A 23,637-nucleotide genomic window follows, 5' to 3' on the forward strand; every position below is an offset into this window, starting at 1 on the left:
AACTAAAACTATCACAATTATGGATGAAAAGAAAATACATTTAACAGGCAGGGTTGACCAGGCGGTCCGCGATTATTTCCAGGAGAATCCTGCTGAGAATTTGATCATTGCAAAAAATCTGATGGATATTTTCATTCAAAAGGAAATCTTTAAAAAAGATCACCGGGCAGGTTCACCCATCCGAAACCTGTTAAGGGAACTGGATGCCGAAAACAAATTAAACCTGCTCAAACATTGCAAGGTCGTCCGCAAAAGTGCCAACCGGAACTGGTACTTCGAGCGGGGAAACTAACATTGACTTTAGCAAGCCCGGTCAATCATCAGTTATGGGCGTGTCTGTATATCTTAAACGGTAAACACTGTGGTCCTCACTCAGGATTTTTACTGCCTTGATCACGTGAACCTTAACAGATTTTACAATCAATTTTAAGGTAACCTGACGAGGATCTGCTGAGCCTGAACTTTCCAGTTCCTCTAAAAGGGCATCTACCGGTGATTTTTCCTCTAAGGGTATTTCTTCAGTTTCAATAGTTACATCCTCGGGAACCCTCTCAATAACCTGATAATTGCGATACGGGCCGCTTTCTTCCCAACCCCATAGTTGTACCTCAGTTTTAGTTCCGGCCGGCAATGTCTCTTCGGCCACCCTTGATGATTTATGGAACAATACCATGTTTTGCTTTGCCCCTTCTACCTGTGCCGATGGAAATAAAAGGCCGTCAAACTCGAATGGCGGTTCGCTTGAGAGGAAATCAGCAATCGCCTGGGTCGGCAGGTAATCAAAAACTTCATCATCCGGCATCACCGGCCTTGTTAATATCGAGGTAAGGTTGCTCAAAAAGGTAATGCGCTCCAACTCGGCGGCAAAATCGGGATCGAAAATGCTGCCTTCTGCCTTGATGTCCGGCAAAGCAGTTAGGTCTAAAACTTTGAGCCGCCTTGTTAGCGTGAACTCGCCCACAATAACCTGTGAACCAACAGGAGGCCTTACTTCCGCAAGTGCTGTTTCTTCGTCAATTGCGCCGTAGAAAACCGAAATACCACGGGCATTCATCCTGCCACTACTGGCAAATTGTGAAGGAGGCGGGCCTATATGCAGCGCCGGGCTTTTGAGCGCATCGCTCAATCTTGCATCTGACTGAAATACCCTTGCCCTAAATGCGGAAGTGATACCAGTGCGTGGCCCAATTGTCTTTACAATGGGACGTCCGCCACGTGCACTCATTTCCTGGATACCCTCAAAAACCTTTTTCAATAATTTAGTGCCTTCTCTATTGAAAAACCTGCTTTGCGATTTGATGCTGCTTTCAAACTTTTCCCACTGGTCACGCCACCATTTATCACTGGTTTCATTGCTGGTATAATAGGAATCTGCATGAAATTCAGTTTCTTCAAGAGGATCGGAAGGGTCCCAATTGGCATTTTTATCGGCAAGGATAGCCTGTACGTCTTCGGCAATATCGTTTTCGCTTTCTAAGGCCTCAGCAATGGCTTCTATCACCGGTTGGCCATTACGTTCCCATTCATAGCTAATTTCGCGATCATTATGCATGGCGTATTCAAAGCCATCCATATCAGCTGCTGTACGAATATAGAAGGTTTCAAAAGCTTTTTCCACCCTTAAAGCTACATCTACCAAACGATAACCTTTTGAGACTTTTCCGCAATAAGCGCATTTGCGGCGGTTGCCGCTTTTTTGCATTTCTTCTTTCAGGAATTTGTCGCCGATGCACTCATAGCCGACATGTTTTAAACCAACAGATTCATCGTAGGGAAAAGTCAAAATAATAAGCGCTTAGTTACCTACCAAGATAATAAAATTCAAATCTTACAATAGATGCACATACGCTCGCAACTAAGAAATATTTATGAGATTATATGGCCAGTGAGAACCGAGATTCTGATTATATAGCAATTTACTGCCTTTGAAACTCGACCCGTCTATTTGCTACCCTACCTTCTTCGGTAGAATTATCAGCTACTGGTTTGGTCTCACCATAACCTTTTACCTTGATAAGCCTTGCATCTACTCCGGCATTAACAAGGTAGGTTTTCACTGAATTTGCGCGGTCCTTTGCTAAGCTAAGCGCCTGGGCAGCAGTTCCTTCGTTTGCCGCATATCCACCTAATACTACCTTTGCGTGTGTATTTTTCAGATCCGCCGCCGTTGAATCAAGAATTGCATAAGAAGAGGCACTTAGAACGGCCGTATTCTCTTCAAAATGGATCGACTGATAAGCACTTGCCGGACCGAACCTGTATGGAAAAGCCTCAGTGCAATTGCAGTCTACATCCACATATTTGAAACCAGAAGGCACCTCTAAGAGTTGGTCATACTTGGCACAAGGCCGGTATAGCTTTTGAGTGGGATACCAAATAATCTTATCTTGCTTATCCGGGTGGCTTTTATCCCGTAAATAGCCACCGTAATGCATCTCCGTTTTCAAATCTACGACACCTCCGGGTGTTTGCACAACCTGTGCAAAAACGCAGGTGGAGCTTAAAGTAAAAGCGATTGTAAGATATTTTTTCATTTTGATTTATCTAATAATCCTTGACAGTTTTACATCTTCTTTCTTGACCGTGAATATCTTTTTGTCTTTTTCAAAGGCATTATCAAATGTTACACTTCGATCTGCCACGATAACGACGTAGACCTCTTTTGAATTTAGCAGAAGGCGGAGATTCTCTTTTTTGTTGTTTGCTGTAAAAGTGCTGTCAATGTTCTCTGGTATAACATCGTCGTCAGGAGAGGCCTCAACTGCTTTTGCAGTGATAGGCTCCTTTTTTGTTTTGTCCTTATTTGAGGAAATGGATTTTGTTGAATCGCGAACGCCAATGACGACAGCATTCTTATCTTTTTTGATTTCTTCTTTCATCACGAACTTAATTCGCAATAACCCGGATCCTCGGTAAGCGAAGTCTTTTCTTGCGTCCGATATACCCGCAAGTATCGCACAGTAATAAAGCAAACCAAAAAGCGCAATGCATGAAGCATACGGAAACCAGCTCCATTTTATTTTATAAATCAGAATAATAAAGATCATTGTCGCCAATAACGAATAAAACCAATGATCAATGACCAGAAACGAGATCACGTTTACGGAGTAAACGATAAAATAATAAAATTCCAGGCCTGCCTGTCCAATAGAAATTCCAAAGGCACTAAAGTAGGTATAGATATAAACCCACCCTGCAAAGTATAGGTAGATAGCGATAATGAAGGCGATATCACGGGCCGATTTTAGAAATGATGACCCTGCTTCCGCCGGCTGAACTGATTCTGCCATTAGTGTTAGGTTTAAGTATTTAAATATACAACCACATGTTGTGAAAAACAAATAAAAATCAAAATAACTAATTGACTATCTGTGTATTTGATTCAGGGCATCGTCGAATTATATGTCAAGCGGTATTACTTTTGATTTCAGATTTAACACCTCTAATATTTTAATAATTACAGAGGTTATTTAAGAAATTAAATACGATGTCGCTGACTAAAAGTCCATCAATTCTTTAAGCGGGATACTTAATCCTTTAGACAGTTCCGTCAGTGAAATGAGCGTCATGTTTAATTCGCCGTTCTCATATTTCTTAACGTCAGCATGATCAATATTACAATTCATGGCAAGTTTTCTCAGCGAAAGATTTTGTTTTAAGCGAAGCGCCTGGAGATGCTTTCCAAATTTGATCAAAATATCATGGTGTTCTTCGCTGAGCATTATAATTTTTGGTACAGCGAAAATTGTTGTTTTTTAGACCAAAAGTGGTGGGGATTAACCCACCACTTTCTATATTTGTCTGAGCATGAGTGATTATAACGGCATATTTCGTAATATTAAACACCAATTATAATTTAACGTGATGTCAAAATTTCAACCTCTTGGGAAAAGAAGGCCATTTAATGGTGTACCTGCAGACGCCGAAAGACAGAATTGGCAGGCAAAAAATAAAAGGATTCAATGGTATTTCGCAGCGGGATTAATTTTGCTTTGGGTCTTTGTTTATATTTTAATTAAACTAAATGTGATCCATTCTTTATAACCGTCAGTTATAATTTTAACGAGTTATAACTACCTATATGCCGTAAATTACACATCTAAACTATGTGCTATGAAAAACGCCTTGAAAAAGATATTTTTAGTGGGAATATTGGTGAACTGTGCGACAGCTTTTGCACAACTGCCAACCAGGATAGTGAGCGGTAAGTTATTGATCAACGATGGAAGTTTAACACCGCGACCGGACAAGTACGCGAAGTTAGCCGATAGCCTGGATAAAAAACTTAAAGCTAGCCCCAAAGACACAACGTGCCTTTTTTACCGAGCCTTGCTTTTAGACCGCTTTAATGAGCAACTTGCCAAGCCATCGCCCGGCGAGAAGGGAGCATTGGAAAATTTGCAGCAGGCGGCAAACTTAGTTGAAAAAGCAATCTCGCTAAAAATGGAGGATTTCAGACTAAAAGTTTTAAGGGCGCAGATTTATAAGGATTTATGTTATCGTTTCGGAGCTGACCAGTCCTGGCAATTTAATGCAAAACAAGTTATTGAACGACGTAAGCTCTTTAACTCATACAAGCAGTTGACAAACAAATTTTATGACGAGCTGGCGGAAATAGATAAAGATAATTCTTATGATTATCAGAAATTAAAAGAAACTTCAGAATACCCAATCAAATCTTAAAGTCCAGTAAATCTTTTGGTTCAACTTCCAATCCTTTTGCCAACTCAAAAATAGTTGATAATTGAACATCCCAAGTAGCATTCTCAATTTTTGAAATTTGACTATCATCAAGATCGCATTTGGCGGCGAGAGCTCTGAGTGATAGCTTTTTGTCGTTTCGGATTTTTTTCAAATTTGTTCCAAAACTTTCTTTCAAATGGTCGTAATTACTTTTCAATTCAATGTTATAAAATTCACATTCAAAATGAGTGATTATTTTTACTAAAATGCGGTAATATTCTTCCGCAAATCAAAAAGATTATTATATTTGTTTTGCGATACTTCTTGATTTAACTGAAGCATTCGCTTTGTCTCGACTTAGAAACGTGAGAAATTTCAACCCTCCGAGACGTAAGTGACCGCCCATATCCTATACCATAGGTGTGGGCTCGCTTATCGTTGGGTGGGCCATTCTCACGTGCCTTAAGTCGATAGGTTGAGTCCACCCTATGTGTTTTTCATAGGACCGACTTGCAAACTCAAAGATGCATGGAAGCGGTTTTTTATAACATTCAGCCTTATCCAGGTTTACCTTTAAAAAAGGTGATGGAAAGCTTCTTTGCTAAACATTCGCCGGATTCGGCGAGATATATGTTTTGGAAGTTCTTCCAATGCTGGGCGCTGAAAGACTGTCAGGTCAAAGCGGAGATTTCTGATGAAGAAGTCGCTCAATTCTTTGATCAACTAACTGAACTCGTCGTTGCAGCTTACCTGGAACATCAATCTATTAACTTCAATAAGCAGAAGGGAGATCGACATGAATAATAATCCTGTCCATACCTGGTTGCTTCTAATTTCCCCTCCCGAATAACGTTCGGAGGCGGCAATCGGTAATAAGATCAGTTAGTTAATTTTACCGGTTGCCGTTCTCTGTAGTTCCTCCAAATTTTCCTGTAATAACGCCTGCAAATCAGGCATGAAATACCTTAGTCATCGTCGATTTGCAGTATAACCCCTACAAATCATTCATGAAAAAAATCATCATTTTTATGGCTCTGGCCACGCTTTGTCCTTTTTTTAAGGTACATGGCCAAACTAATTACCTAATAAAGGGCCGCGTAATTGACTCTGCCACGAATTCCCCGCTGATTGGCGCAACAGTCCGAATAAAAACAACCCAGATATTAAATCATACCGACAAGGAAGGTGAGTTCACATTATCCAGTAAAAACGTCAGCGGCATATTAAATGTAAGTTTCATTGGATACAAGACAAAAGAGCTAAGCTTCAGTGTGGAAAATCAATATGATATTACCATATCTCTTACCGATGATAGGAATAATCTGAAGGAAGTAAGTGTTGTTTCAACGGGTTATCAAACATTGCCTAAAGACCGCGCTACGGGCTCTTTCGCTACAGTAGATTACGAATTATATAATCGCAGAACCAGTTCAGATATCTTGAGCAAATTAGAAGGCGTAGTCCCCGGCTTGTTATTTAACCGAAATACCGCCGTCAACGCTAACGGAACTAACGATATTAACATCAGGGGGCACAGTACTTTATTGTCTAATGATCAACCATTAATAGTTATTGATGGATTCCCGTACCAGGGCGACTTAAATAATATCAATCCTAATGATATTGACAATGTTACTGTGTTAAAGGACGCAGCCGCGGCATCAATCTGGGGCGTTCGTTCCGGAAATGGCGTAATTGTTCTCACAACAAAAAAAGGAAAGGAAAATCAAAAACTTAAAATTGAATTAAACGCCAATGTAACGTTTGCCAAAAAGCCTGATTTACATTATGATCCCAATTTCTTGGAATCAGGTGACTATATTGATATTGAGAAACTAATCTTCAATCAAGGATATTTCGATTCTCAAATAGGTGATCCAACACAGGTTATTTCACCAGTTGTGCAAATTTTAGCCAAACAGCGTTCAGGTTCACTTAGCAATGACGAAGCAAATGCAGCAATAAATAATTTGAGGGCTGTTGACTCCCGGGATGGCTTAAGTAAATATTTCTATAGAAAATCGGTTAATCAACAATATAACTTAAACATTAGGGGCGGCGGCCTTAAAAGCGATTACTATATCTCAGTCGGCGAAGACCATCTTCTTTCAAATCTGGCAGGTAACTCGAATAACAGGTTTACCTTAAGCTCGAACTTCAATTTCTATCCCACCAAAGATTTAAGGATTAACATTGGATCAAGATATACTATTTCAAACCAGTGGAATAATAGCCAGTTGAACAACATTGGTGTAAGAGGGAATTTAGGTAACCATATTTACCCCTATACACAATTTGCAGATCCTAAGGGTAATTCCCTCGCAACAACAAAAAATTACAATCTGGATTTCGTCAACACAGCACAACAAGCAGGTTATTTAGATTGGAATTATCGTCCGCTCGACGAGCAAAGTTTCTCTGATAACCAAATTTCCTCACGGGATAACCTGTTGAATTTTGGTGTTAACTACAAAATCATAAAAGGCCTTAATGCGGATTTGAAATATCAGTTTGAAAACTCAAACGGGCAAAATTCAAATTACTACAGCCTTGATAGTTATTATGCCAGAAACCTGATCAACGAATATTCGCAAAAAAATGCAGACGGATCTATAACTTATCCCATTCCGGTCGGCGGTATTTTGCAGCAATCAAATGGATTTCTTAACGCCTACCAGGCTAGGGCACAACTGAATTACAATAATGTATTCGGCAATGACCACGAAGTAACAGCCATTTTAGGCGCGGAATTAAACAGCACAATTAATAAAAGTAATTCCAATACAGCTTATGGTTATAATAAGGATACGGAATCAAGTACATCAAAAATTGACTTCGCTGATCTTTTCAACTTAAATCCTGATTTAGGCACAGGGCAAATACCCAATAATCAAAATTTCTCCAAAACAACAGACCACTTCGTTTCATATTTTGGAAATGCTTCTTATACTTATAAACAGCGGTATATAGTTTCGCTAAGTGGCAGAGTTGATAAGTCCAACTTGTTTGGAGTAGCGACCAACAATAAAGCAGTGCCGTTATTTTCGTCGGGCATTGCGTGGGATTTAAGTAAAGAACAGTTTTATCACATCGACTGGTTGCCCGATTTAAAAATTAGGGCAACCTATGGTTACAACGCCAATATTAATAAATCGGCTACCGCGGTTACCACGTTATTGCAACTAAGTAATTCGTATTTCAACGGGCAACCATATAATGAAATTGCAAACCCCGGAAACCCCGAATTACGGTGGGAAAAAGACAGGATGATTAATCTTGGAATTGATTTCGCATCGAAGAAAAACATTATTTCAGGCTCATTCGATTATTTTTTTAAACGAAGTACTGATCTATTTGGCCCTTCGCCGCTGCCTCCGTCTACCGGGGTAACTAATTTCTTCGGAAACACAGCAAGTACCGTCGGACACGGATTTGACTTGGTCTTGAATTCTCAAAATGTTAGCCTATCTAACTTTACATGGTCATCTAATTTTCTATTAAGCTATGTTATAGATAAAGTAAAAAGTTATTCGGGGGACTACACCGTTATCGATTATCTAAGAGCTGGCGCAGAATCAATCACCCCCATCGCTGGTACGCCTACCTTTGGGATTTATAGTTTTAAAGCTGGTTCTTTGACGCACGACGCCGGGGACCCGCAGGGTTATATCAACGGCCAGATAAGTACGGATTACACTAACATTATTGCCAAAACCACGGTTTCTGATCTTTATTATAACGGGCCATCCCGGCCGACCACCTTCGGCTCGTTCCGGAATAATTTCAGATACAAAAGCTGGTCACTTTCGGCAAATCTGATTTTTAAACTTAACTATTATTTCAGACGAACTTCCACGTCGCTCTCTTATGTAGGTATAGCATACGGTGGCTGGAATTCCGATTACTCGAAAAGATGGCAGAAACCAGGTGATGAAAGCTCAACAACGGTACCATCGATCCAACTACCGCCTTCCAATAACGACCGGGAAACCTTCTATGATTATTCCCAGACGCTCGTAGATAGGGGCGATCATATCAGGCTCCAAGATATCAGGCTTGCTTACGAAATGAAATTTAACCTGGCAAGTAAGTCAAAGATTAACCATTTGACTCTTTTCGCTTACCTGAATAATGTCGGCATTATCTGGCGCGCAAATAAAGACCACCTTGATCCCGATCTATTTACCGGATCGTTGCCATTGCCTCTTACTATTTCTTTAGGACTTAACACTAATTTCTAATCATGAAACCAATAATCAATATCAAATATGCTTTTGCACTTTCCGTTTCATTGATATTTATAGGAAGCTGCAAAAAAGAAGACAAATTTTTGGATACAAAACCCAATCAGAATTTGGCGATACCATCAAGTCTCAATGACTTAGTCAATCTATTAAATAACGAAACAATTTTCAATCGTGGCGCTGATCCGGCCTTAGGTGAAATATCTTCAGATGATTTTAATGTTGCAGATATTATTTATCCCAACCTATCACTAAACCTGGAGCGCAATACATACACCTGGCAAAAAACGCTGTATGATGCAACTTTCACGCAAATCCCTGACTGGAATAATCCTTATGCGATTATATACTACTCCAATGTTATACTGGAGACGCTTCCGAAGGTAAGCACTCCCGCACAACAAACTTTAGCAGATCAAATTAAAGGCGCAGCTTTGTTCTACCGTGGTTATTCGTACTACAATTTAGTACAAACATTTGCGCTCCCTTACAATGCCGGTAACGCAACCAATATACCCGGAGTCCCAATCAGGCTTACGTCAGACTTAAACTCAAGGCCCCAAAGATCAAACTTGGCAGATTGTTATAAGCAAATAATAGCCGATATCAAGCAGTCAATAATTTTACTTCCCGTTGTTCCTAAACTGAAAACCCAACCTTCGCAACCGGCGGCAAATGCCCTTCTTGCGCGCATAGAACTTGCGTTAGGTGATTATTCTGAAGCTTTAAATTACGCAAATGCCTGTTTAGCGAAGTATAGTAGTTTAACAGATTATAATAAGTTAACGACACCGAGTACCACAGGCCTCAGCAAAACATATCTGGAAGAGGATATTTATCATAGCACGTTGAATAATTACTCTGTTTTTTCTCGAACATTTAACTATGTCAATCCATCATTTGTGGCGCTTTATGACGTAAACGACCTCCGAAAAACAAAGCTTTTCACGATTCTAAGTAACCAAGCGCAATACCCTAGGTTTGTCGGCTCATATGACATTCGAAGTTTGAAATATAGTGGAATCGCAACTGACGAAGTGTATTTGATAAAAGCAGAATGTCTCGCAAGGAGCAATGACATCGATGGCGCCATGAGTGCCCTTAATACCTTATTAATTAAGCGTTGGAAACCAAACACCTTTATTCCATTCTCGGCAAGTAAGCAGGATGATGCCCTTAATAAAATCTTATTGGAGCGTCGAAAAGAATTACTATTTAGAGGTCTGCGATGGACTGACCTACGTCGATTAAATAGAGATCCACGGTACGCTGTGCAATTAGCCCGTGTTGTTGGTAACACAACTTATATGTTGCCGCCTAACGATCCCAGGTACGCGATGCCAATTCCCGACAATGAAATTTCATTTGAAGGTATCACCCAGAATCCCAGATAAATTTTACATCATGAAGAAAATCATCTTGAACGCGATATTATTTGCACTATATATCGGTGCGGCACACGCCCAACAAAAAATCACTATTGAAGGTATCTATTCATCCCTTAAAAAAAGCGATACGGTATTGGTTCAAATCTATAATCATCCTGAACTGCCTCCGACCGTTCATCTAATTGAATGCCAAAATATTGTACTCGCAAATAATAAATTAAAATTTAGTTTTATCCCCAAAACGGCCATAACACATATTGAGGTATTACCTAAGGATGGAAGTCTCCCTTCTTTAAGTCTATATCTGGAAAAAGGGAAATCTTCAAGTTTTTCAGAGCAAAAAGGCAAATATGAATTTATACGCGAGAACGCAAAACAATATAACATAGTGCACCATTTGCAGGAACTTAGCACCATTTCCAATAACTTTGAAGGATATTTTAAGCCTGAAAACCTTGAAAAAATTCTTACTAAAATAGATTCAAGTATCGTTAGAGCCCTGAATTTTCTCTCCGAAAATAGATCTGCTTTCAATATATCGCTTTACAACTTATTGAAATCGAATGCGTTTTATGGAATTCAATCCCAAAAGGATAATCTATTGATGAAGAAAGCAGGACGTCAGCCAGATTCGACGATTTTAGTATTGAAGAAAATATATCAAGAGCACCGAATTATACCAGAAATTTCCCGAAAAATCCAAACAGATAAATTGCAAAATAAGTTTATCGGAAGTAATTTCCCACTTTACGTTTACGGCAAGTATCGGTTAGATTCTTGCTTTTTTTCGCTTAAACCTTTTAGTGATGCAAAATACCTTGATTACGTTAACCAAAAATATTCCGGAAAACTCTTGGTTCCGCTATCAGTTTATGCGCTTGTTTATCAGAAAAGTAAGTCAAAGGACAATCTTAAACCTTATATCAACCGGTTAATTCCCTTGGCTGAAGATCCGTTTTACAAGGACTTTCTGAATGGATTAAATCAAGTTTATTATGAATCCAATATTCTGAACTACTCGCTTACTGATCAAAATAATAGAAAAATCAATCTAAATAATTTTCTCGGCAAGACAATTGTATTTGACTTTTGGTATACCGGTTGTGGTAATTGTAGAGAGCTGACACCGATTTTAAGCAAAATTGAAGAAGATTATAAAGATAATAAAGAAGTTGTTTTTTTATCTATTTCAATAGACAAGTTTAAGCAACGGTGGTTGAATTCTGTTAGTACCCATCAATACGGCTCAACATTAAGTACAAACCTTTATACTTCTGGCAACGGAAATGCTGATCCAATTATTAAAGAATTGAATATACAAGGTTTTCCTACGATGTTTATTATTGACAAAAGAGGGCATCTCACGCCGAATTTTAACGACTTGCGTGATGATAACGGCCAGGATTTTATAAATAAACTGGAGCGAGTGTTAAAACAATAAATTAAGAAAGAGGATGTCTCAAAAGTAAAATCGAGTCCTTGAGAATCGTCTATACGAAAACTTACTCTATCACCTCCCCGAATAAATTAAAGAAAAAGAGGCTGTTCTCTGACTTTTGAGACAGCCTCCTTTCTTAGCTTAGCGATAGATCCCTTTATCAGACTCTGAGGTGTGAGTTGACGGAACTACGTTGTTTGTAGGAGCGGTGTTTGTAACAATTGTACAAATGCCTACAGATCCGGCTGTACAATCCTTATCCGCCGGTTGCGTAGTAGTCCAAAAGAATGAATTCGGCTGTGACGGGTTTTCCGTGCTAACTGCATAATAGGTTAACGCGTTAGGTTTGGCCGTCGGGCTAAAAGCAAATGCGCTACCAATACTGCTTACCGCAGCTAAGGCCATAAGGCCCATTTTGATCTTTTTCATGATATTGTATTTAAAAATTAAAAAACACCGGTTTTATTGCAGGACCAGTTTTAACCTGATTTCGCGCGTGAAATATCTTCAGGTGGCTATCAGCCACCAATTTTGTTTTCAACTTTGTATTGCAGAATCAAGCCTATACCGGCGAGAAGTAAAAAGCAGACGTTGAATTCCAGGTGTTCCCCCCAGTCAAGCCTGCTGATCACCCCCCCGCAGGAGCAAGGAACTTTTTTGAATAGGTGCAACAGGATGGCCGCCACATAAACGGTAAATAATAGCATCAGTACAGCCGCTGCCCACAACCCGTTTTTTCGCGTCTTTTCACGGTATAGGAAAATACATACGCCGATTTCAATAGCTGGGATAAGGAAGGTAAGCAAGCTTGCGAACCAATGTGGAAAAGGCTGCTTATGCATGGCCCTTTGAAAGGCAGCAAAATCAAAAAGTTTACTGAAACTTGCATATAAAAACATGATCAGTAACAAAATAACGGCAACGTCGATAACAAACTGTTTTTTCATTTTACATCAGATAAGCTTAGCAATGGGAATGGAATTTTATCCGGGAATTGATAGCGGAGCAGAAAATGGATGACCCCAGCATTACCGGTCATAAATGCAGCTTCAGGTCTTTCCTCACTGCCATCCAACCAAAATAATGCGCCATCTTCTGAGCGGCTCGTCTGCAGGAAAAAGTCGACGATTTTCTCTGCTCTTTGTATCCAGCCAATATCACCAAACACTTTAAATGCTTCAAGATATACCTCGCCCAATCCCGCGAGCCCTGTTCCCTGACTGATATAATTACTGGTAATTTCTGCAGGGTGTGCCATTAAAGACTCACATGCATGCTCTTTTAAATAAGGATCTTTGAATAATTGATATGCGCTAATGAACAGGAACGCCACACCGGTAAACCCGGTATCGAACCAGGGATTGACATAGGTACTGCCAGCGCTAACTGGCCAGTTAGATGAAGTTTTTGACTTCGTCCGTAATTTCATAAGCCATTCGAGGCCTGATTTTGCGGCATTTTTGGCTTTTGAATCATTCTGCCTGAAGCCGTAAAACATCAGGAAATAACATATTCCGGAAACACCATTTAAGAACCCTGTAAATTTAATTGCGCCTTGGTTGCCGCCGTCTTCTTTAATTTCCCATGAGCCGTCCCGGCCTTGGGCGTTAATAAGCACCGTAGCGATTTCTGAACCCTTTGATGGCAAATTGGGAAAACCCAAAATCTCAGCACATTTCATGATGGCAAATCCCTGTCCGGCCAAACCATCAGACAAATTAAAGTTTCGTCCGCTCAGAGAAAATCGCTGTGCCATCAGGTTTAATTGTTCATCAGTTAGGGGAATCCAGCCCATTCGGCTCAAATAAGCTGTTATCACATTAAATCCCGATATTCCCTTATACAAACCTATATTGTGGCTTTCAGGTTGTTTATTATAACTCTCTTCCGACACTACATAAATCCTTGATATCGTTGACTGCATTCCAGATAGGTCGTAGCCTGCTTCCACTGCCATGATCAATGCATAGATTATTCCCGAAGCCCCCAAATAGAAATCCGGAAAAGAAGAATACCCCTTATAACTATTCGCCAAACTACCAGTATCAATGTTTTTTTTCGACAACCAATTCTGCTCTGATAATAACGGCGGTTTGAACAAACTTTCAATAGCGGAACTTATCGTTTGTTTCAAATAATCATTGCTCGCAGTAATCTTCTCCCGTGTGCTATTATTTTGCTTGTTGGCAAGAATCATTGACCTGTAGAACTCTAATTCATTAACTACAGAGGACAAGGTGGGCCGTTTATTAACGTCAGTGTTAAGACACGAGGTAAGCAAAGCTGATAAACGTTTGTTATTGATAAAATGGTTAATGCTTTGAAACAGCTTTTCTGTATTGCTCAAATTGAATTTAATTGGCGACAGGCCGGTTAACGTTCGAATCAAAATGGCTCCTATTCCATAAACATCATCTTCAATTAGAGGCTGTTTTCCAGCTACCTGTTCAGGCGACATATATCCAGGTGTTCCAAGCGTAAAAAATGGCTTTGGTTGATTAATAAGTATATTATAGCTTAGCTCAAGATCTATAGCAAATACCTTTTCACCAGGTGTGACAATAAAATTCAAAGGATTAAGGTCCCTGTGCAGGTATCCCAATTTATGCATACCGTCAATCAAATCAATGACCTGAAGCGCTAACGAGATTAGCCGGTCCTGACGATCAGGAGCCAACGAATGCCATATAACCCCTTCCTGGATGGAACTGATCTGGTTGTGATAGGAATCGCCTTCGATAAACTGCATGATAAAATAGACGTCATCATTCAAATTGATAAGATCGATTGCTTTAGGTATTGGAAGATCACCTGCTAAGGCCGTTTGTACCTTAAATTGCCATTGGAGTCGGTCTCTTATGTCTCTGCCGGCAGAATCTACACATTGGTATTTCTTTCCTTGTTTAAGGACACACCATTGTATATCCGTCAATTTGCTAAAATCGAAACCTTTGTATACATTTCCCTTGGCATCATTTTTCAAAACTGAGTATTTGAAAAATCTTTTATTTATCCATTTACCATTTCTGGGCAATTGAAAGGTCGCTATACTTTTAAACGGCCAGCTCTTTTTCGCAGCTGTTTTTAGGTCGCCAATGTTTTTTATCGAATACTCGCCATAAGAAGTATAAACACTGGCTTTTAAATGAACAGCAGCCGGAATAGCTGGGCCGTTATATTTTTCCGTATGCTTTATTAAATAATCGGCGAGTGATGAAGCTTGAACCGTATCGTATGGCCATATCGTAATGATTTTACCAATTTCTTCGACGCCAAAACTGCCGTCTAAAATCATATTATGATGAAAATCACTTTGAGGTATCGAAAAGGCACAGCCTGATTCTACTAAAACGTCAAGAATGTCGGACAATAATTGGCCCATCTGTTGTTTGATTACAGAAATATGGAGCATCCACTGACCATGCTTTTGACGATCCTCGTTTATCAAAAGGTTAGGAGTCCTGGTAATAAAGCGAACATCCCTATCCTGAAGATAGGAATGATAAGTTTTAGCACCTGCATCTTGAGTCACTAATTCCGGAAAGGCTCGAAATGGCGATTCGGATATTTCAGATGAGGCGATTTTAAATTCCTGTTTTTCCATGTAACAGATTGTTAAGCATGGAATAAAGTTAGCGCGGGGTTAGTGACACAAAATGTCCCTCAAATTTTTTTATTAAAAAAGATTTAATAAAAACTATTTTTCGGTTTCGTCGCCTTTTACGAGATATTTCTTCTGTTGGCGGTCATAATGAATATCGTGACCCTGATCCCGCAAATTATTAATCATTCTCTTTACTGTCCTGGTGCTGCAATCAAAGCGCTTAGCAGTCGCTTCAACTGATAGAAAACGATTTTTTTGGATAAGCTCTAATAGATATTCCAGCCGTTTTTGATAAGATATATAATCCATAAATATCCCTCTTTATTCTCAAATTCAAAGAGTTGAATTTGAGAATTTGACCGGCAATTACCTATAAATCAATCTTATAATTTAGTAGTTTTAGTTGTTTGATTTGTCACTGTGAACAATATTCAGACTTTCAGCTTCAACTCTTTTTTGTTTAGACTTGCGGGATACATACTTCCCAAGCCGAAAAAAGAATTGTTTTATTTTCAGGTAGTTAATACCTAAACCATATTTAGACGGTGGCATTAATTTGAATGGATCGATTTCTAATATCTCCGCTATTTCATATACCCTCCGTAAACTTAGTTCGGTTTCATCTCTCTCAATTTTGGAATAGGCAGGCTGCGAAATTTCCAACATGAATGCCATATACTGCTGGCTATAGTTTTTCATTTGTCTTTGGAGGCGTATCTTATTTCCTGTTGTATCCATAGTGATAAGTATTTAATATTCCTATAAGCAAAAGTAATAATTTACAAGTTAAGGTTTTAGCTTCAAAAATTACCCGGAGTGACCTTTAAGGCAATTCTTAATACTGAGAAGAAATATAAAAAGTTGTCTTATGAAGGATCTTTCTGATGAAGCTGCAAACCAATTTAAAGGGGGATATGCCGCTAGTTCATGTGCTTATCAAGTCGTTTCCTCAGCCGTTGTAGGTGGGTTGTTTGGAGGAGCCGGCGCAATTATCGGTGCTGTAGCTGCTGCGACAGGACCTGGCTGTCTGGGCATTTGGTAAAATAAGTGGCCGGGAATCATCCCGGCCACTTAACAATTCCCGGACAAAAAACTAAGGTGCTGATTATTCCGCCTAACGCACCGAAAAAATGTAAATCATGATTTAACAATTCATTGCTACGCCGCCATTTATAAATGGATATGCCAATAATAACAATCAAGCTAAAATAGAGGTTGGTAACGTAGCCTATCACCGGTAATGAAAATGCCACCATATTTGGCTGTACCATGGTATAACTAAACAGACACCCAATTACACTGCCTGATGCGCCAGCGCTAGAATAGCCAAAATCTTCTCGGTTCCTCAAGGTACTACCCACAGAGGAGAACAAACAGCTACATATGTAGATCGCAACAAACCGCAAGGTACCAAATGGTAGCTTTTCGTTTAGATGTTGTTCTAAATTCCCTCCATAAGTGAAAAGCATAACCTCATTCAACATTAAGTGAATAAAATCGTGATGAACAAAGTCGGAGGTAAATAGTCGATAATATTGTTTATCCCGAATAATGCTTACCGGATGTAATAATAACTGCAAAACATATTCCTTGTTAAAAAAGCCAAATAAACTAACGGCAAAAATGATAATGCCAAGTATCGAACATACCGGCAGATCTAATAATTTATAAGTAGACGTATTTATTGCCATAGTAATTTAATTTATCTTTTCTATAACCAAAACTTATAAATTACAAGTTACAGTAATTGGATATGGCTCTTAACTCCCGGAATTTTACCTAAAATATTTAGGTAATGAATTCTACAAGAAACCTCATTTTAGTTAGTCTGGGGCTATATTTCGGACTATCTCTTATATTAGTTAGTATCACAAGCCACTTTATCCTGACAATAAAATTTTTTGAAAACTCCAATGAATACCTCTCCGGGATTCCTGGCCAGGAAACGGGAATATATAATTCACTACAAAAATATTTATACCTGTCCAATATTTTATATGGCATTTTTAAGTTAACGCTCATCGCGTTAATTATCAATACGGGGCTATATCTATCTGATGTAAATGTGGCCTTCGGCAAAACTTTTTTGATTACCGTGCTTTGCGAGTTCATTTTTCTGGTACCTGCCATAATCAAAATCTTTTGGTTCAAACATTATTATCCGAACGGCACACTCACGGATTGGCACCGGGTTTATATTTTATCTGCACTTTCTTTAGTCGACAAAGTGCCTGCGGACTGGTATTACCCATTGCAAACTTTGAATGTTTTTGAAGTGGCTTACTGGTTCCTGTTGGCCTTTGGCATAAAAAAAATATCGAAGCTCAATTTTGACCAATCACTTCGCATAGTGGTATTAAGCTATGTACCTGCTCTATTTGTCTGGATCGCATTTATTTCATTTTGTACCGTCATTTTATCACCTGGAAATGCTTAACGAAATTATTAACGAAATCTACCTGTATGCTCAACATCAACACGATAAAACGGACTTTTGTCCAGCAGCACAACACCGATGATTGTGGCCATGCGTGCCTCGCCATGATCATGAATTATATCGGTAAAACGGATTTAGCCAAATCCATTATCTACCAGGCACCATCAAATGGCGGCCTATCATTGCTCGATCTGAAATTGGCAGCCCAAGCTGTTCACCTGGACTGCAAATGTGTAGAGTTCGAAACTGACTATTTAAGATCCGTAACTAATCCATGTATTATACATACCAGAAACGAACTCGGCCTTGACCACTTTGAGGTATTGTATGGCAGTAAAAAATCTAAAAAAGGCTTCCAGTACCTGGTTGCCGATCCGGCGATACAAGTCAGCTGGATTTCCGAACTGGAACTTTTGAAGCGTTGGAAAAGTAAAACCGCATTGTGGTTTCCTCCATTAACTGCTGACTTACGGCCATTCTCCAATAATCCCCTCCAATTCATTTTCGATAACAAATATTATCCGTCTGGAATACTTGCCGCCCTGCCGTTATTAAGCTTTTCCATTGCTGCTTTTGGGATCGCGCTTACCTGGCTGTTGCAGCGGGGATTAAATGAACCCCGCATTCTTCAGGGCGGTGTCTTTTTAAGCTTGACGGCCTTGCTATTAATTATCAGCATTTTTAAAAGCTTGTTTTCCTTTCTTCGTCAGCATATTTTGATCAACATTAACCTGAATGCAAACAGTGCATTAAGCAAAGCGCTCGTTTTTGGGTTAATATCTTCCGCCATCTTTAATCACCAAAGAGGCGGACAATTCGCGCGGAACAGTTTAGGCCATATTCAAAAAATGCAAAACGCAATATCGGCCTTCTTAGGGGTAGTTGTCACTGACGGCAGCATGATCCTATTATTGTTAAGCGGCCTGTTTTACCTTCATCCACTCGCTGGTGCGATTATATTTATCTATCTAATCACTTATGGCTACGCGATTTTCAAATCGTTGCCACAAGCCGCCTACAACCAGGAACGCCTGAAGCAATTATCGATTGCAAGCGAATTACAATTAGCGGATGATATTTCCATCAATAAAAGTGATTTGTTATTACCTGATTACTCCGCATTCTTGAAATCTCATCAGCGAAACCTTGGTGTTGCAAAAGAGATGGCTTTACGGGTTTCGAGGCTCTACATGTTATATGAGTGTTGTGGAACTGTCGCTATTGTTCTTGTTTTTTTTTCAGGAGCGCAGCAGCTTAACAAGGGGGATCTTAGTTACAATTCTTTCATGCTGGCCGTTATTGAGGCTTACCTGATTGCTTCGCTAATGCCGAAATTGCATGCATCTTTTCAGCAGATCGCGGAAGGTTCCGATGCTGCAATACAGTTGGCTAATCAATAATTGTCAATTTTTCCTGATTTAGCTTTCGATTTGTCTGACCCCGGCAAGTCCTGCTACTGCTATGCCCCTAATTGATCTGTCCAGTATCTTACTTAATACAAAATCTTATGAATGAAATTTTTGAAAAGTTGAAGGTTGATCTGTTGGAGAGGCTTTCAAATCTTGAAGAACAACTCACGCCGATTGAAAGGTTACATGCTGCAAACATCATATCCGGCGATATCACATTACGGTTAAAAGAACTCATTAAGGAACATGTTTTTCTAAGTGAGGAAGAGGAAATTCAGTTCTTTAAACATATCAACCCTGAGATTCTGTCTCACCAAATTGAGGAAGGGCTGCGTTATAAATTATTGATCAATCAGCCCATCAACACTACTGAAAATATTGTTCAGTACTATGAGGAAGAAATGAAAACCATGCAAAGCTTTTACCGGATGAATAACTTCCATTATCAATACTATAAAAATAACTTTATGGAATTAGATAAGATCTACTTTTTGAAGAATAATGGCCCGGTCACTATCCCGCTACCGGAAATCCCGTATAACATCATTTATTCCTGCACACCTATGAGCTTCCTTTTTGCCCAATTCATTGCATACGAACGTACACAGTATTTCATCCTGCAACAAATTGCAAAAGTGAGAAACTGGCCTTCGGTATATTCTGAAAGTGAGGGTGGCGATGAATTTGCAGATTTCAAATGGACAGGCGATATCACCAATGTTGTTGAACTCGCTTACGGTATTTACCTCACCGGTCAGATCAATCACGGCAATGCAAGCTTAAACCAAATTGTCCGCTGGCTGGAGAAAAGCCTGAAGGTGAACGTCGGGATCATACAAAAAAAATTTACCGATATTGAACGAAGGAAGAGATTAAGTATCACCAAATTTTTGGATCAGATGAAGCAAGCTATCCTTAAAAAAATAGATTCAGGTAATTCCTGATTTTGCTTTGGATAATATCATGGGAATGATCATAAGGCGGGGAAACCCGCCATTTTTGTTTTATAGACATTTTAAAAACTTCGGTACTACCGATAAACTACCCAATATTTTTCAAAAATGAAATTAACTGGATGGAGTAAACTTTAAATAGTGCCAACCTTCATTCAAATGCATGATTTTAATTGGTTATGCCTCCTAAAAATCGCCAAAATTTATTTAACGGTATTACCAAAAAGCTACTGAAGTCCCCGTCCGGAATACCCGGAATTTTGATCCCGATGACGCTGAACACTGCGTCTAAAAGAGATCTTTGACATCCAGGGACAAAGCATTATCCTGTTAGCATCAGGAAATTTTGCGAAGGTGAGATAGTATCAAAATACCGAAAACGCATTGGCAGGCGGCAGCCCGGTTCGTAGGAACCGACGTGAGTAGTCCCGAACATATATACCGGCAGAAATGAATTATCGGGTTCGTTACCCGCTGCCGGTACCAACTCATCCAATGCGTCCATTGGATGTCATCAAAACCCAATATTTCCATACAACATCTTAAATTAATCTACTATGTCCATATTATTAGCTGCTAAAACGTTAAAGGAAGAGGCGTCTTTAGTTGATTTGCTATCCCGCCTCGGCTATGAGCCTGTGAAAAAGTCAGGTCATGAAAAATTCTACATCAGTATGATCCGCGATGACGACATTAATCCGTCGTTCACCGTTAACGATGATCTTGGTGTCTGGTTCGATCACGGCATGCGTAAAGGCGGCAACATTATCGATTTTGGTTTAACCTACTGGAAAAACCTGCGATTTGGCGAGGTCATCCAAAAACTGACAACCACCTGTGCGATTCCGCAAACGGATATCATGGCCGTAGACAGGCCCAGCAAACCGCGCCAGCGGCTTGCGGTTAAAGTTCCGCATTATATTGTTGTTGAAACCAAGCCAATTGGTACACATCCGGCTATTACGGAATATTTGAAAAGCCGCGGTTTATTCGAGGTCGGCAAGGCCCACCTTTCCGAGATCTACTATTACGTGGAAGATGACAACGCCGTTCGCAAGTATTTCTTTTCAGCCGGCTGGCAGAATGAAAACAAGGGCTGGGAAGTACGAAATAAGTATTTCAAAGGCTGTATCGGTCACCAGGGCATTACATTTATAAAAGGGCATGCGAAGAACGCTGTGCTGTTTGAGGGCTACATGAATTTTCTAAGTTGGCGGTGCGAAAACCCATCAGCCGACCACAGCATTATAGTACTCAACTCCGTTTCAGCCTTGAAGCCGGGCATTGCTAAAGCTAAAAGCTTTTCATCGCTGGATATCTATTTTGACCGGGACAAACCGGGCTTTGCTGCAACAAAGGATTTTATTGCCGCTCTGCCATACGCAACAGACCGTTCCAAAGCGTATGAGGGATTTAACGATTATAACGACAAGATTAAAGCCCAGCTAAAGCTTGTTTCTGAAAGTCGCAAAACTGTAAAAGGCTTTCATGCCGCTCTTAAAGTACCTTTTGAACGTTAGCGTATGGCTTAAATTGAAAAACTTCTAAACCTGGTGATCGTGTCCAAAAGGCCAATTGGTTATCCAAAATTCCGTTGATTCCTCAACGGCAAGATGTCTTTTTGTAAGACAAAAAGTATCTTGCCCTCCGGGGGAATTGTAAAAAACTCGCAACTCGTTTTTTCTATGGGTGATCAAAAAAAGTCCAATGGGAGGCCCAAACTGGAAGATGGTAAACGGAATAAGATCGTTAACGTCAGGTTCACCGAAGCGGAGTTTAAATCAGTAACCGAGCTGGAAAAGGAACTGAACATTACAAAAACTGAACTAATCCGAATGAGGGTGCTGGAAAATGCCGAAAAGGTGGTACTTAACTCCAGGGAGCTTTTAGGTTACCTTGACCACATCGGCGCAGAAATGGGCCGGGTTGGCAATAATATCAACCAGTTGGCCAGGCATGCCAATTTGCTCAAACTTCAAAAAGCAATGCACCCTGGGATCATCCTGAAATTTGAGGAACTTTTTGAGGAATACTTACACATCCAGCAGCAATTGGAAATTGCACTTCGTAAGATCATCCGCCTGATGGGTAAGTGAAATAACTATAACCATTGATCTTCATAACCGGCTATCGTGAGAACCATATACCATTATATCTAATGATCAATGTAACCGTATCTCGATGTTACTATATAGCTGATCATATGATTATAGGGTTATTTAGTTTCAGAGTTATTTGGTTACAAATCTACTGCGATACATAGTTATAGCGATTGATAGCTGTAAGGCTATACTGATCGTTAGTTAGCCTGCTCCTTTGCGATGTGGTTACAAAGTAATACAGATCCCTTGATACTCCGTTCTCAAGCTATACAGATCATCAGTTATATGGTTACAAGGATCTGTGGAGATACAGTTACACGGGTATATAGTATAGCCGGTCATAGGACTATAGAGATACCAAGCTCAATAGATTTACCGATATGATTGCGAAGATCCTGCCAAAGCCATCCAAAAACTTTGCTGGGGTTCAATACAACACCAATAAGGTTGACCGCAACAAGGGTGAGCTGATGAAAACCGCCAACTTCGGGCCTTTGGATGCGATGACCAATCTCCGGCCGCAGGACTATATCAACTACTTTCAGCTGGTATCCGCCCAAAATAAAAGAATAGGCAACCCGCAGTTTCATGCGGTACTTTCCGCCAAAGGCAAATCCTATACGAAGGAGGAATTAACCAAAGTGGCTGAAGCCTGGTTAACCTTGATGGGTTATGGTACGCAGCCTTATTTGATCGTATTTCATAAAGACACCGACAATAATCATGTGCACATCGTTTCCACTCGGGTCGGCAGGGACGGTAAAAAGATCAGCAGCGCTTATGAGCATGTACGGTCTTTTAATAACCTTAACCAGGTTCTCGGTTACGATCACGCTTTACGTTACCGGTTTTCTACCAGAGCCCAGTTCTACCTCCTGATAGAACGCGCCGGGTATTTGGGAAAAGACTATGACGAGGAAAAATTACAGCGGAAGATTGATCAGTTTCAACCTGATAAAGAACGGGGATCAGCGCTTAGGCAGCTCTTTATTGCTTTAAATGGTGTGCCCAATTTTGGTGCAGTATTGAAAAATCAGTATGGTATTGAATTGGTGTTCCATTGTTCGGAAGGCAAAAAGCCATACGGTTACACCATTATTGACCACGATACCCAACAGGTTTTTAAAGGCAGCGAAGTACTTAACCTTAAATACCTGAACGGGGAAGTAGTCTATAAAACGGCATCTGACGGGGATCAGCCATCACCCGGCGAGCAATCGGAGAATGAATCTTTGGGCGAGCAATACCAAACGCCCGTTTATATCGGCCCCATCTATATCGCAGACGATGTGGATGACCAGCAGGTCCTCGGCATGAAACGCCGAAGGCAAAAGAAAGCAAGAACTAATACCCGATGAGGGATAAACCCATGAATATTT

At 40.0% G+C, this 23,637-nt stretch carries 24 protein-coding genes; 13 read left to right on the top strand and 11 right to left on the bottom strand.

The window, feature by feature from the left end; all coding sequences use genetic code 11:
* Positions 1–19 precede the first annotated feature (19 nt).
* On the top strand, positions 20–292 hold the full coding sequence (locus DIU38_RS27815; protein ID WP_112653096.1) for a hypothetical protein: 273 nt from the start codon (positions 20–22) through the stop codon (positions 290–292).
* A gap of 21 nt (positions 293–313) precedes the next feature.
* Here DIU38_RS27815 and DIU38_RS27820 read toward each other — a convergent pair whose 3' ends face one another.
* The 4 genes from DIU38_RS27820 to DIU38_RS27835 form a co-directional block, all read right to left on the bottom strand.
* Positions 314–1,783 carry an RES domain-containing protein gene (locus DIU38_RS27820; RefSeq protein WP_112653095.1) on the bottom strand — a complete coding sequence of 490 codons (1,470 nt, stop codon included), beginning with the start codon at positions 1,781–1,783 and terminating at the stop codon, positions 314–316.
* 133 nt (positions 1,784–1,916) lie between these two features.
* Entirely contained in the window at positions 1,917–2,534 is a 618-nt protein-coding gene (locus DIU38_RS27825) for an OmpA family protein (protein ID WP_112653094.1), read from the bottom strand.
* Positions 2,535–2,540: 6 nt separating this feature from the next.
* Positions 2,541–3,290, bottom strand: a complete 750-nt coding sequence (locus DIU38_RS27830; RefSeq protein WP_112653093.1) for a hypothetical protein — start codon at positions 3,288–3,290, stop codon at positions 2,541–2,543.
* A 207-nt stretch (positions 3,291–3,497) separates the two neighbouring features.
* Positions 3,498–3,722 (bottom strand): helix-turn-helix domain-containing protein, encoded by a 225-nt coding sequence (locus tag DIU38_RS27835; RefSeq protein WP_112653092.1) that lies wholly within the window; start codon positions 3,720–3,722, stop codon positions 3,498–3,500.
* A gap of 391 nt (positions 3,723–4,113) precedes the next feature.
* Between DIU38_RS27835 and DIU38_RS27840 the strand changes: the two genes are divergently transcribed.
* A complete protein-coding gene (locus DIU38_RS27840; protein WP_112653090.1) occupies positions 4,114–4,683 on the top strand; it encodes a hypothetical protein in 570 nt (189 codons plus the stop codon).
* Here DIU38_RS27840 and DIU38_RS27845 read toward each other — a convergent pair.
* Entirely contained in the window at positions 4,673–4,900 is a 228-nt protein-coding gene (locus DIU38_RS27845; protein ID WP_112653089.1) for a helix-turn-helix domain-containing protein, read from the bottom strand. The genes DIU38_RS27840 and DIU38_RS27845 overlap by 11 nt on opposite strands.
* A 311-nt stretch (positions 4,901–5,211) precedes the next feature.
* Here DIU38_RS27845 and DIU38_RS27850 point away from each other — a divergent pair, with 311 nt between their 5' ends.
* The 4 genes from DIU38_RS27850 (at position 5,212) to DIU38_RS27865 (ending at position 11,756) form a co-directional block, all read left to right on the top strand.
* A complete protein-coding gene (locus DIU38_RS27850) occupies positions 5,212–5,487 on the top strand; it encodes a hypothetical protein (RefSeq protein WP_112653088.1) in 276 nt (91 codons plus the stop codon).
* A 203-nt stretch (positions 5,488–5,690) separates the two neighbouring features.
* A complete protein-coding gene (locus DIU38_RS27855; RefSeq protein WP_112653087.1) occupies positions 5,691–8,924 on the top strand; it encodes a SusC/RagA family TonB-linked outer membrane protein in 3,234 nt (1,077 codons plus the stop codon).
* Positions 8,925–8,926: 2 nt separating this feature from the next.
* Positions 8,927–10,321, top strand: coding sequence for a RagB/SusD family nutrient uptake outer membrane protein (locus tag DIU38_RS27860; RefSeq protein ID WP_112653086.1), 1,395 nt, complete (start codon positions 8,927–8,929; stop codon positions 10,319–10,321).
* Positions 10,322–10,331: 10 nt separating this feature from the next.
* Complete coding sequence (locus DIU38_RS27865; RefSeq protein ID WP_167516297.1) at positions 10,332–11,756, top strand: TlpA family protein disulfide reductase; 1,425 nt, start codon at positions 10,332–10,334, stop codon at positions 11,754–11,756.
* 138 nt (positions 11,757–11,894) lie between these two features.
* Here the strand turns inward: DIU38_RS27865 and DIU38_RS27870 are convergent, their stop codons facing one another.
* From DIU38_RS27870 to DIU38_RS27890, 5 genes are all read right to left on the bottom strand, one after another.
* Positions 11,895–12,182, bottom strand: a complete 288-nt coding sequence (locus DIU38_RS27870) for a DUF6520 family protein (protein ID WP_112653084.1) — start codon at positions 12,180–12,182, stop codon at positions 11,895–11,897.
* Between the two features lie 89 nt (positions 12,183–12,271).
* Positions 12,272–12,700, bottom strand: a complete 429-nt coding sequence (locus DIU38_RS27875) for a MauE/DoxX family redox-associated membrane protein (protein WP_112653083.1) — start codon at positions 12,698–12,700, stop codon at positions 12,272–12,274.
* Entirely contained in the window at positions 12,697–15,357 is a 2,661-nt protein-coding gene (locus tag DIU38_RS27880) for a lanthionine synthetase LanC family protein (RefSeq protein ID WP_112653082.1), read from the bottom strand. Before DIU38_RS27880 ends, DIU38_RS27875 begins: the two co-directional genes overlap by 4 nt.
* A gap of 93 nt (positions 15,358–15,450) precedes the next feature.
* Positions 15,451–15,666, bottom strand: coding sequence for an HTH domain-containing protein (locus tag DIU38_RS27885; protein WP_112653081.1), 216 nt, complete (start codon positions 15,664–15,666; stop codon positions 15,451–15,453).
* 90 nt (positions 15,667–15,756) lie between these two features.
* A complete protein-coding gene (locus DIU38_RS27890) occupies positions 15,757–16,095 on the bottom strand; it encodes a helix-turn-helix domain-containing protein (RefSeq protein ID WP_112653080.1) in 339 nt (112 codons plus the stop codon).
* Positions 16,096–16,225: 130 nt separating this feature from the next.
* Here DIU38_RS27890 and DIU38_RS33275 point away from each other — a divergent pair, with 130 nt between their 5' ends.
* Positions 16,226–16,399: a hypothetical protein gene (locus DIU38_RS33275; RefSeq protein ID WP_167516298.1), complete on the top strand. Its 174-nt coding sequence runs from the start codon at positions 16,226–16,228 to the stop codon at positions 16,397–16,399.
* A 16-nt stretch (positions 16,400–16,415) separates the two neighbouring features.
* Here the strand turns inward: DIU38_RS33275 and DIU38_RS27895 are convergent, their stop codons facing one another.
* The gene (locus DIU38_RS27895) at positions 16,416–17,048 is read right to left on the bottom strand and encodes a rhomboid family intramembrane serine protease (RefSeq protein WP_112653079.1); all 633 of its coding nucleotides are present in this window, start codon (positions 17,046–17,048) and stop codon (positions 16,416–16,418) included.
* Positions 17,049–17,152: 104 nt separating this feature from the next.
* On the opposite strand from DIU38_RS27895, the gene DIU38_RS27900 reads away from it, so the two are divergent.
* From DIU38_RS27900 to DIU38_RS27925, 6 genes are all read left to right on the top strand, one after another.
* Positions 17,153–17,794 carry a hypothetical protein gene (locus tag DIU38_RS27900; RefSeq protein WP_112653078.1) on the top strand — a complete coding sequence of 214 codons (642 nt, stop codon included), beginning with the start codon at positions 17,153–17,155 and terminating at the stop codon, positions 17,792–17,794.
* Between the two features lie 26 nt (positions 17,795–17,820).
* Entirely contained in the window at positions 17,821–19,194 is a 1,374-nt protein-coding gene (locus DIU38_RS27905) for a cysteine peptidase family C39 domain-containing protein (RefSeq protein WP_112653077.1), read from the top strand.
* A gap of 107 nt (positions 19,195–19,301) precedes the next feature.
* Positions 19,302–20,147 carry an RteC domain-containing protein gene (locus tag DIU38_RS27910; RefSeq protein ID WP_112653076.1) on the top strand — a complete coding sequence of 282 codons (846 nt, stop codon included), beginning with the start codon at positions 19,302–19,304 and terminating at the stop codon, positions 20,145–20,147.
* 566 nt (positions 20,148–20,713) lie between these two features.
* Positions 20,714–21,676 carry a toprim domain-containing protein gene (locus DIU38_RS27915; protein WP_112653074.1) on the top strand — a complete coding sequence of 321 codons (963 nt, stop codon included), beginning with the start codon at positions 20,714–20,716 and terminating at the stop codon, positions 21,674–21,676.
* A 165-nt stretch (positions 21,677–21,841) separates the two neighbouring features.
* The gene (locus DIU38_RS27920) at positions 21,842–22,252 is read left to right on the top strand and encodes a plasmid mobilization protein (RefSeq protein WP_112653073.1); all 411 of its coding nucleotides are present in this window, start codon (positions 21,842–21,844) and stop codon (positions 22,250–22,252) included.
* A gap of 386 nt (positions 22,253–22,638) precedes the next feature.
* Positions 22,639–23,616: a relaxase/mobilization nuclease domain-containing protein gene (locus tag DIU38_RS27925; protein ID WP_112653072.1), complete on the top strand. Its 978-nt coding sequence runs from the start codon at positions 22,639–22,641 to the stop codon at positions 23,614–23,616.
* Positions 23,617–23,637 lie beyond the last annotated feature (21 nt).

Origin of the sequence: Mucilaginibacter metallidurans (assembly GCF_003286435.2) — a bacterium.
Taxonomy (GTDB): Bacteria; Bacteroidota; Bacteroidia; order Sphingobacteriales; family Sphingobacteriaceae; genus Mucilaginibacter; species Mucilaginibacter gossypii.

Bases quoted from the DNA above. Each gene is read 5' to 3' on its own strand.
- DIU38_RS27850 (WP_112653088.1), top strand. From the start codon at position 5,212: ATGGAAGCGGTTTTTTATAACATTCAGCCTTATCCAGGTTTACCTTTA.
- DIU38_RS27915 (WP_112653074.1), top strand. From the start codon at position 20,714: ATGTCCATATTATTAGCTGCTAAAACGTTAAAGGAAGAGGCGTCTTTA.
- DIU38_RS27925 (WP_112653072.1), top strand. From the start codon at position 22,639: ATGATTGCGAAGATCCTGCCAAAGCCATCCAAAAACTTTGCTGGGGTT.
- DIU38_RS27870 (WP_112653084.1), bottom strand. From the start codon at position 12,182: ATGAAAAAGATCAAAATGGGCCTTATGGCCTTAGCTGCGGTAAGCAGT.
- DIU38_RS33275 (WP_167516298.1), top strand. From the start codon at position 16,226: ATGAAGGATCTTTCTGATGAAGCTGCAAACCAATTTAAAGGGGGATAT.
- DIU38_RS27825 (WP_112653094.1), bottom strand. From the start codon at position 2,534: ATGAAAAAATATCTTACAATCGCTTTTACTTTAAGCTCCACCTGCGTT.
- DIU38_RS27815 (WP_112653096.1), top strand. From the start codon at position 20: ATGGATGAAAAGAAAATACATTTAACAGGCAGGGTTGACCAGGCGGTC.
- DIU38_RS27885 (WP_112653081.1), bottom strand. From the start codon at position 15,666: ATGGATTATATATCTTATCAAAAACGGCTGGAATATCTATTAGAGCTT.
- DIU38_RS27880 (WP_112653082.1), bottom strand. From the start codon at position 15,357: ATGGAAAAACAGGAATTTAAAATCGCCTCATCTGAAATATCCGAATCG.
- DIU38_RS27890 (WP_112653080.1), bottom strand. From the start codon at position 16,095: ATGGATACAACAGGAAATAAGATACGCCTCCAAAGACAAATGAAAAAC.
- DIU38_RS27920 (WP_112653073.1), top strand. From the start codon at position 21,842: ATGGGTGATCAAAAAAAGTCCAATGGGAGGCCCAAACTGGAAGATGGT.
- DIU38_RS27855 (WP_112653087.1), top strand. From the start codon at position 5,691: ATGAAAAAAATCATCATTTTTATGGCTCTGGCCACGCTTTGTCCTTTT.
- DIU38_RS27840 (WP_112653090.1), top strand. From the start codon at position 4,114: ATGAAAAACGCCTTGAAAAAGATATTTTTAGTGGGAATATTGGTGAAC.
- DIU38_RS27865 (WP_167516297.1), top strand. From the start codon at position 10,332: ATGAAGAAAATCATCTTGAACGCGATATTATTTGCACTATATATCGGT.
- DIU38_RS27900 (WP_112653078.1), top strand. From the start codon at position 17,153: ATGAATTCTACAAGAAACCTCATTTTAGTTAGTCTGGGGCTATATTTC.
- DIU38_RS27860 (WP_112653086.1), top strand. From the start codon at position 8,927: ATGAAACCAATAATCAATATCAAATATGCTTTTGCACTTTCCGTTTCA.
- DIU38_RS27895 (WP_112653079.1), bottom strand. From the start codon at position 17,048: ATGGCAATAAATACGTCTACTTATAAATTATTAGATCTGCCGGTATGT.
- DIU38_RS27910 (WP_112653076.1), top strand. From the start codon at position 19,302: ATGAATGAAATTTTTGAAAAGTTGAAGGTTGATCTGTTGGAGAGGCTT.
- DIU38_RS27905 (WP_112653077.1), top strand. From the start codon at position 17,821: ATGCTCAACATCAACACGATAAAACGGACTTTTGTCCAGCAGCACAAC.
- DIU38_RS27835 (WP_112653092.1), bottom strand. From the start codon at position 3,722: ATGCTCAGCGAAGAACACCATGATATTTTGATCAAATTTGGAAAGCAT.
- DIU38_RS27830 (WP_112653093.1), bottom strand. From the start codon at position 3,290: ATGGCAGAATCAGTTCAGCCGGCGGAAGCAGGGTCATCATTTCTAAAA.
- DIU38_RS27875 (WP_112653083.1), bottom strand. From the start codon at position 12,700: ATGAAAAAACAGTTTGTTATCGACGTTGCCGTTATTTTGTTACTGATC.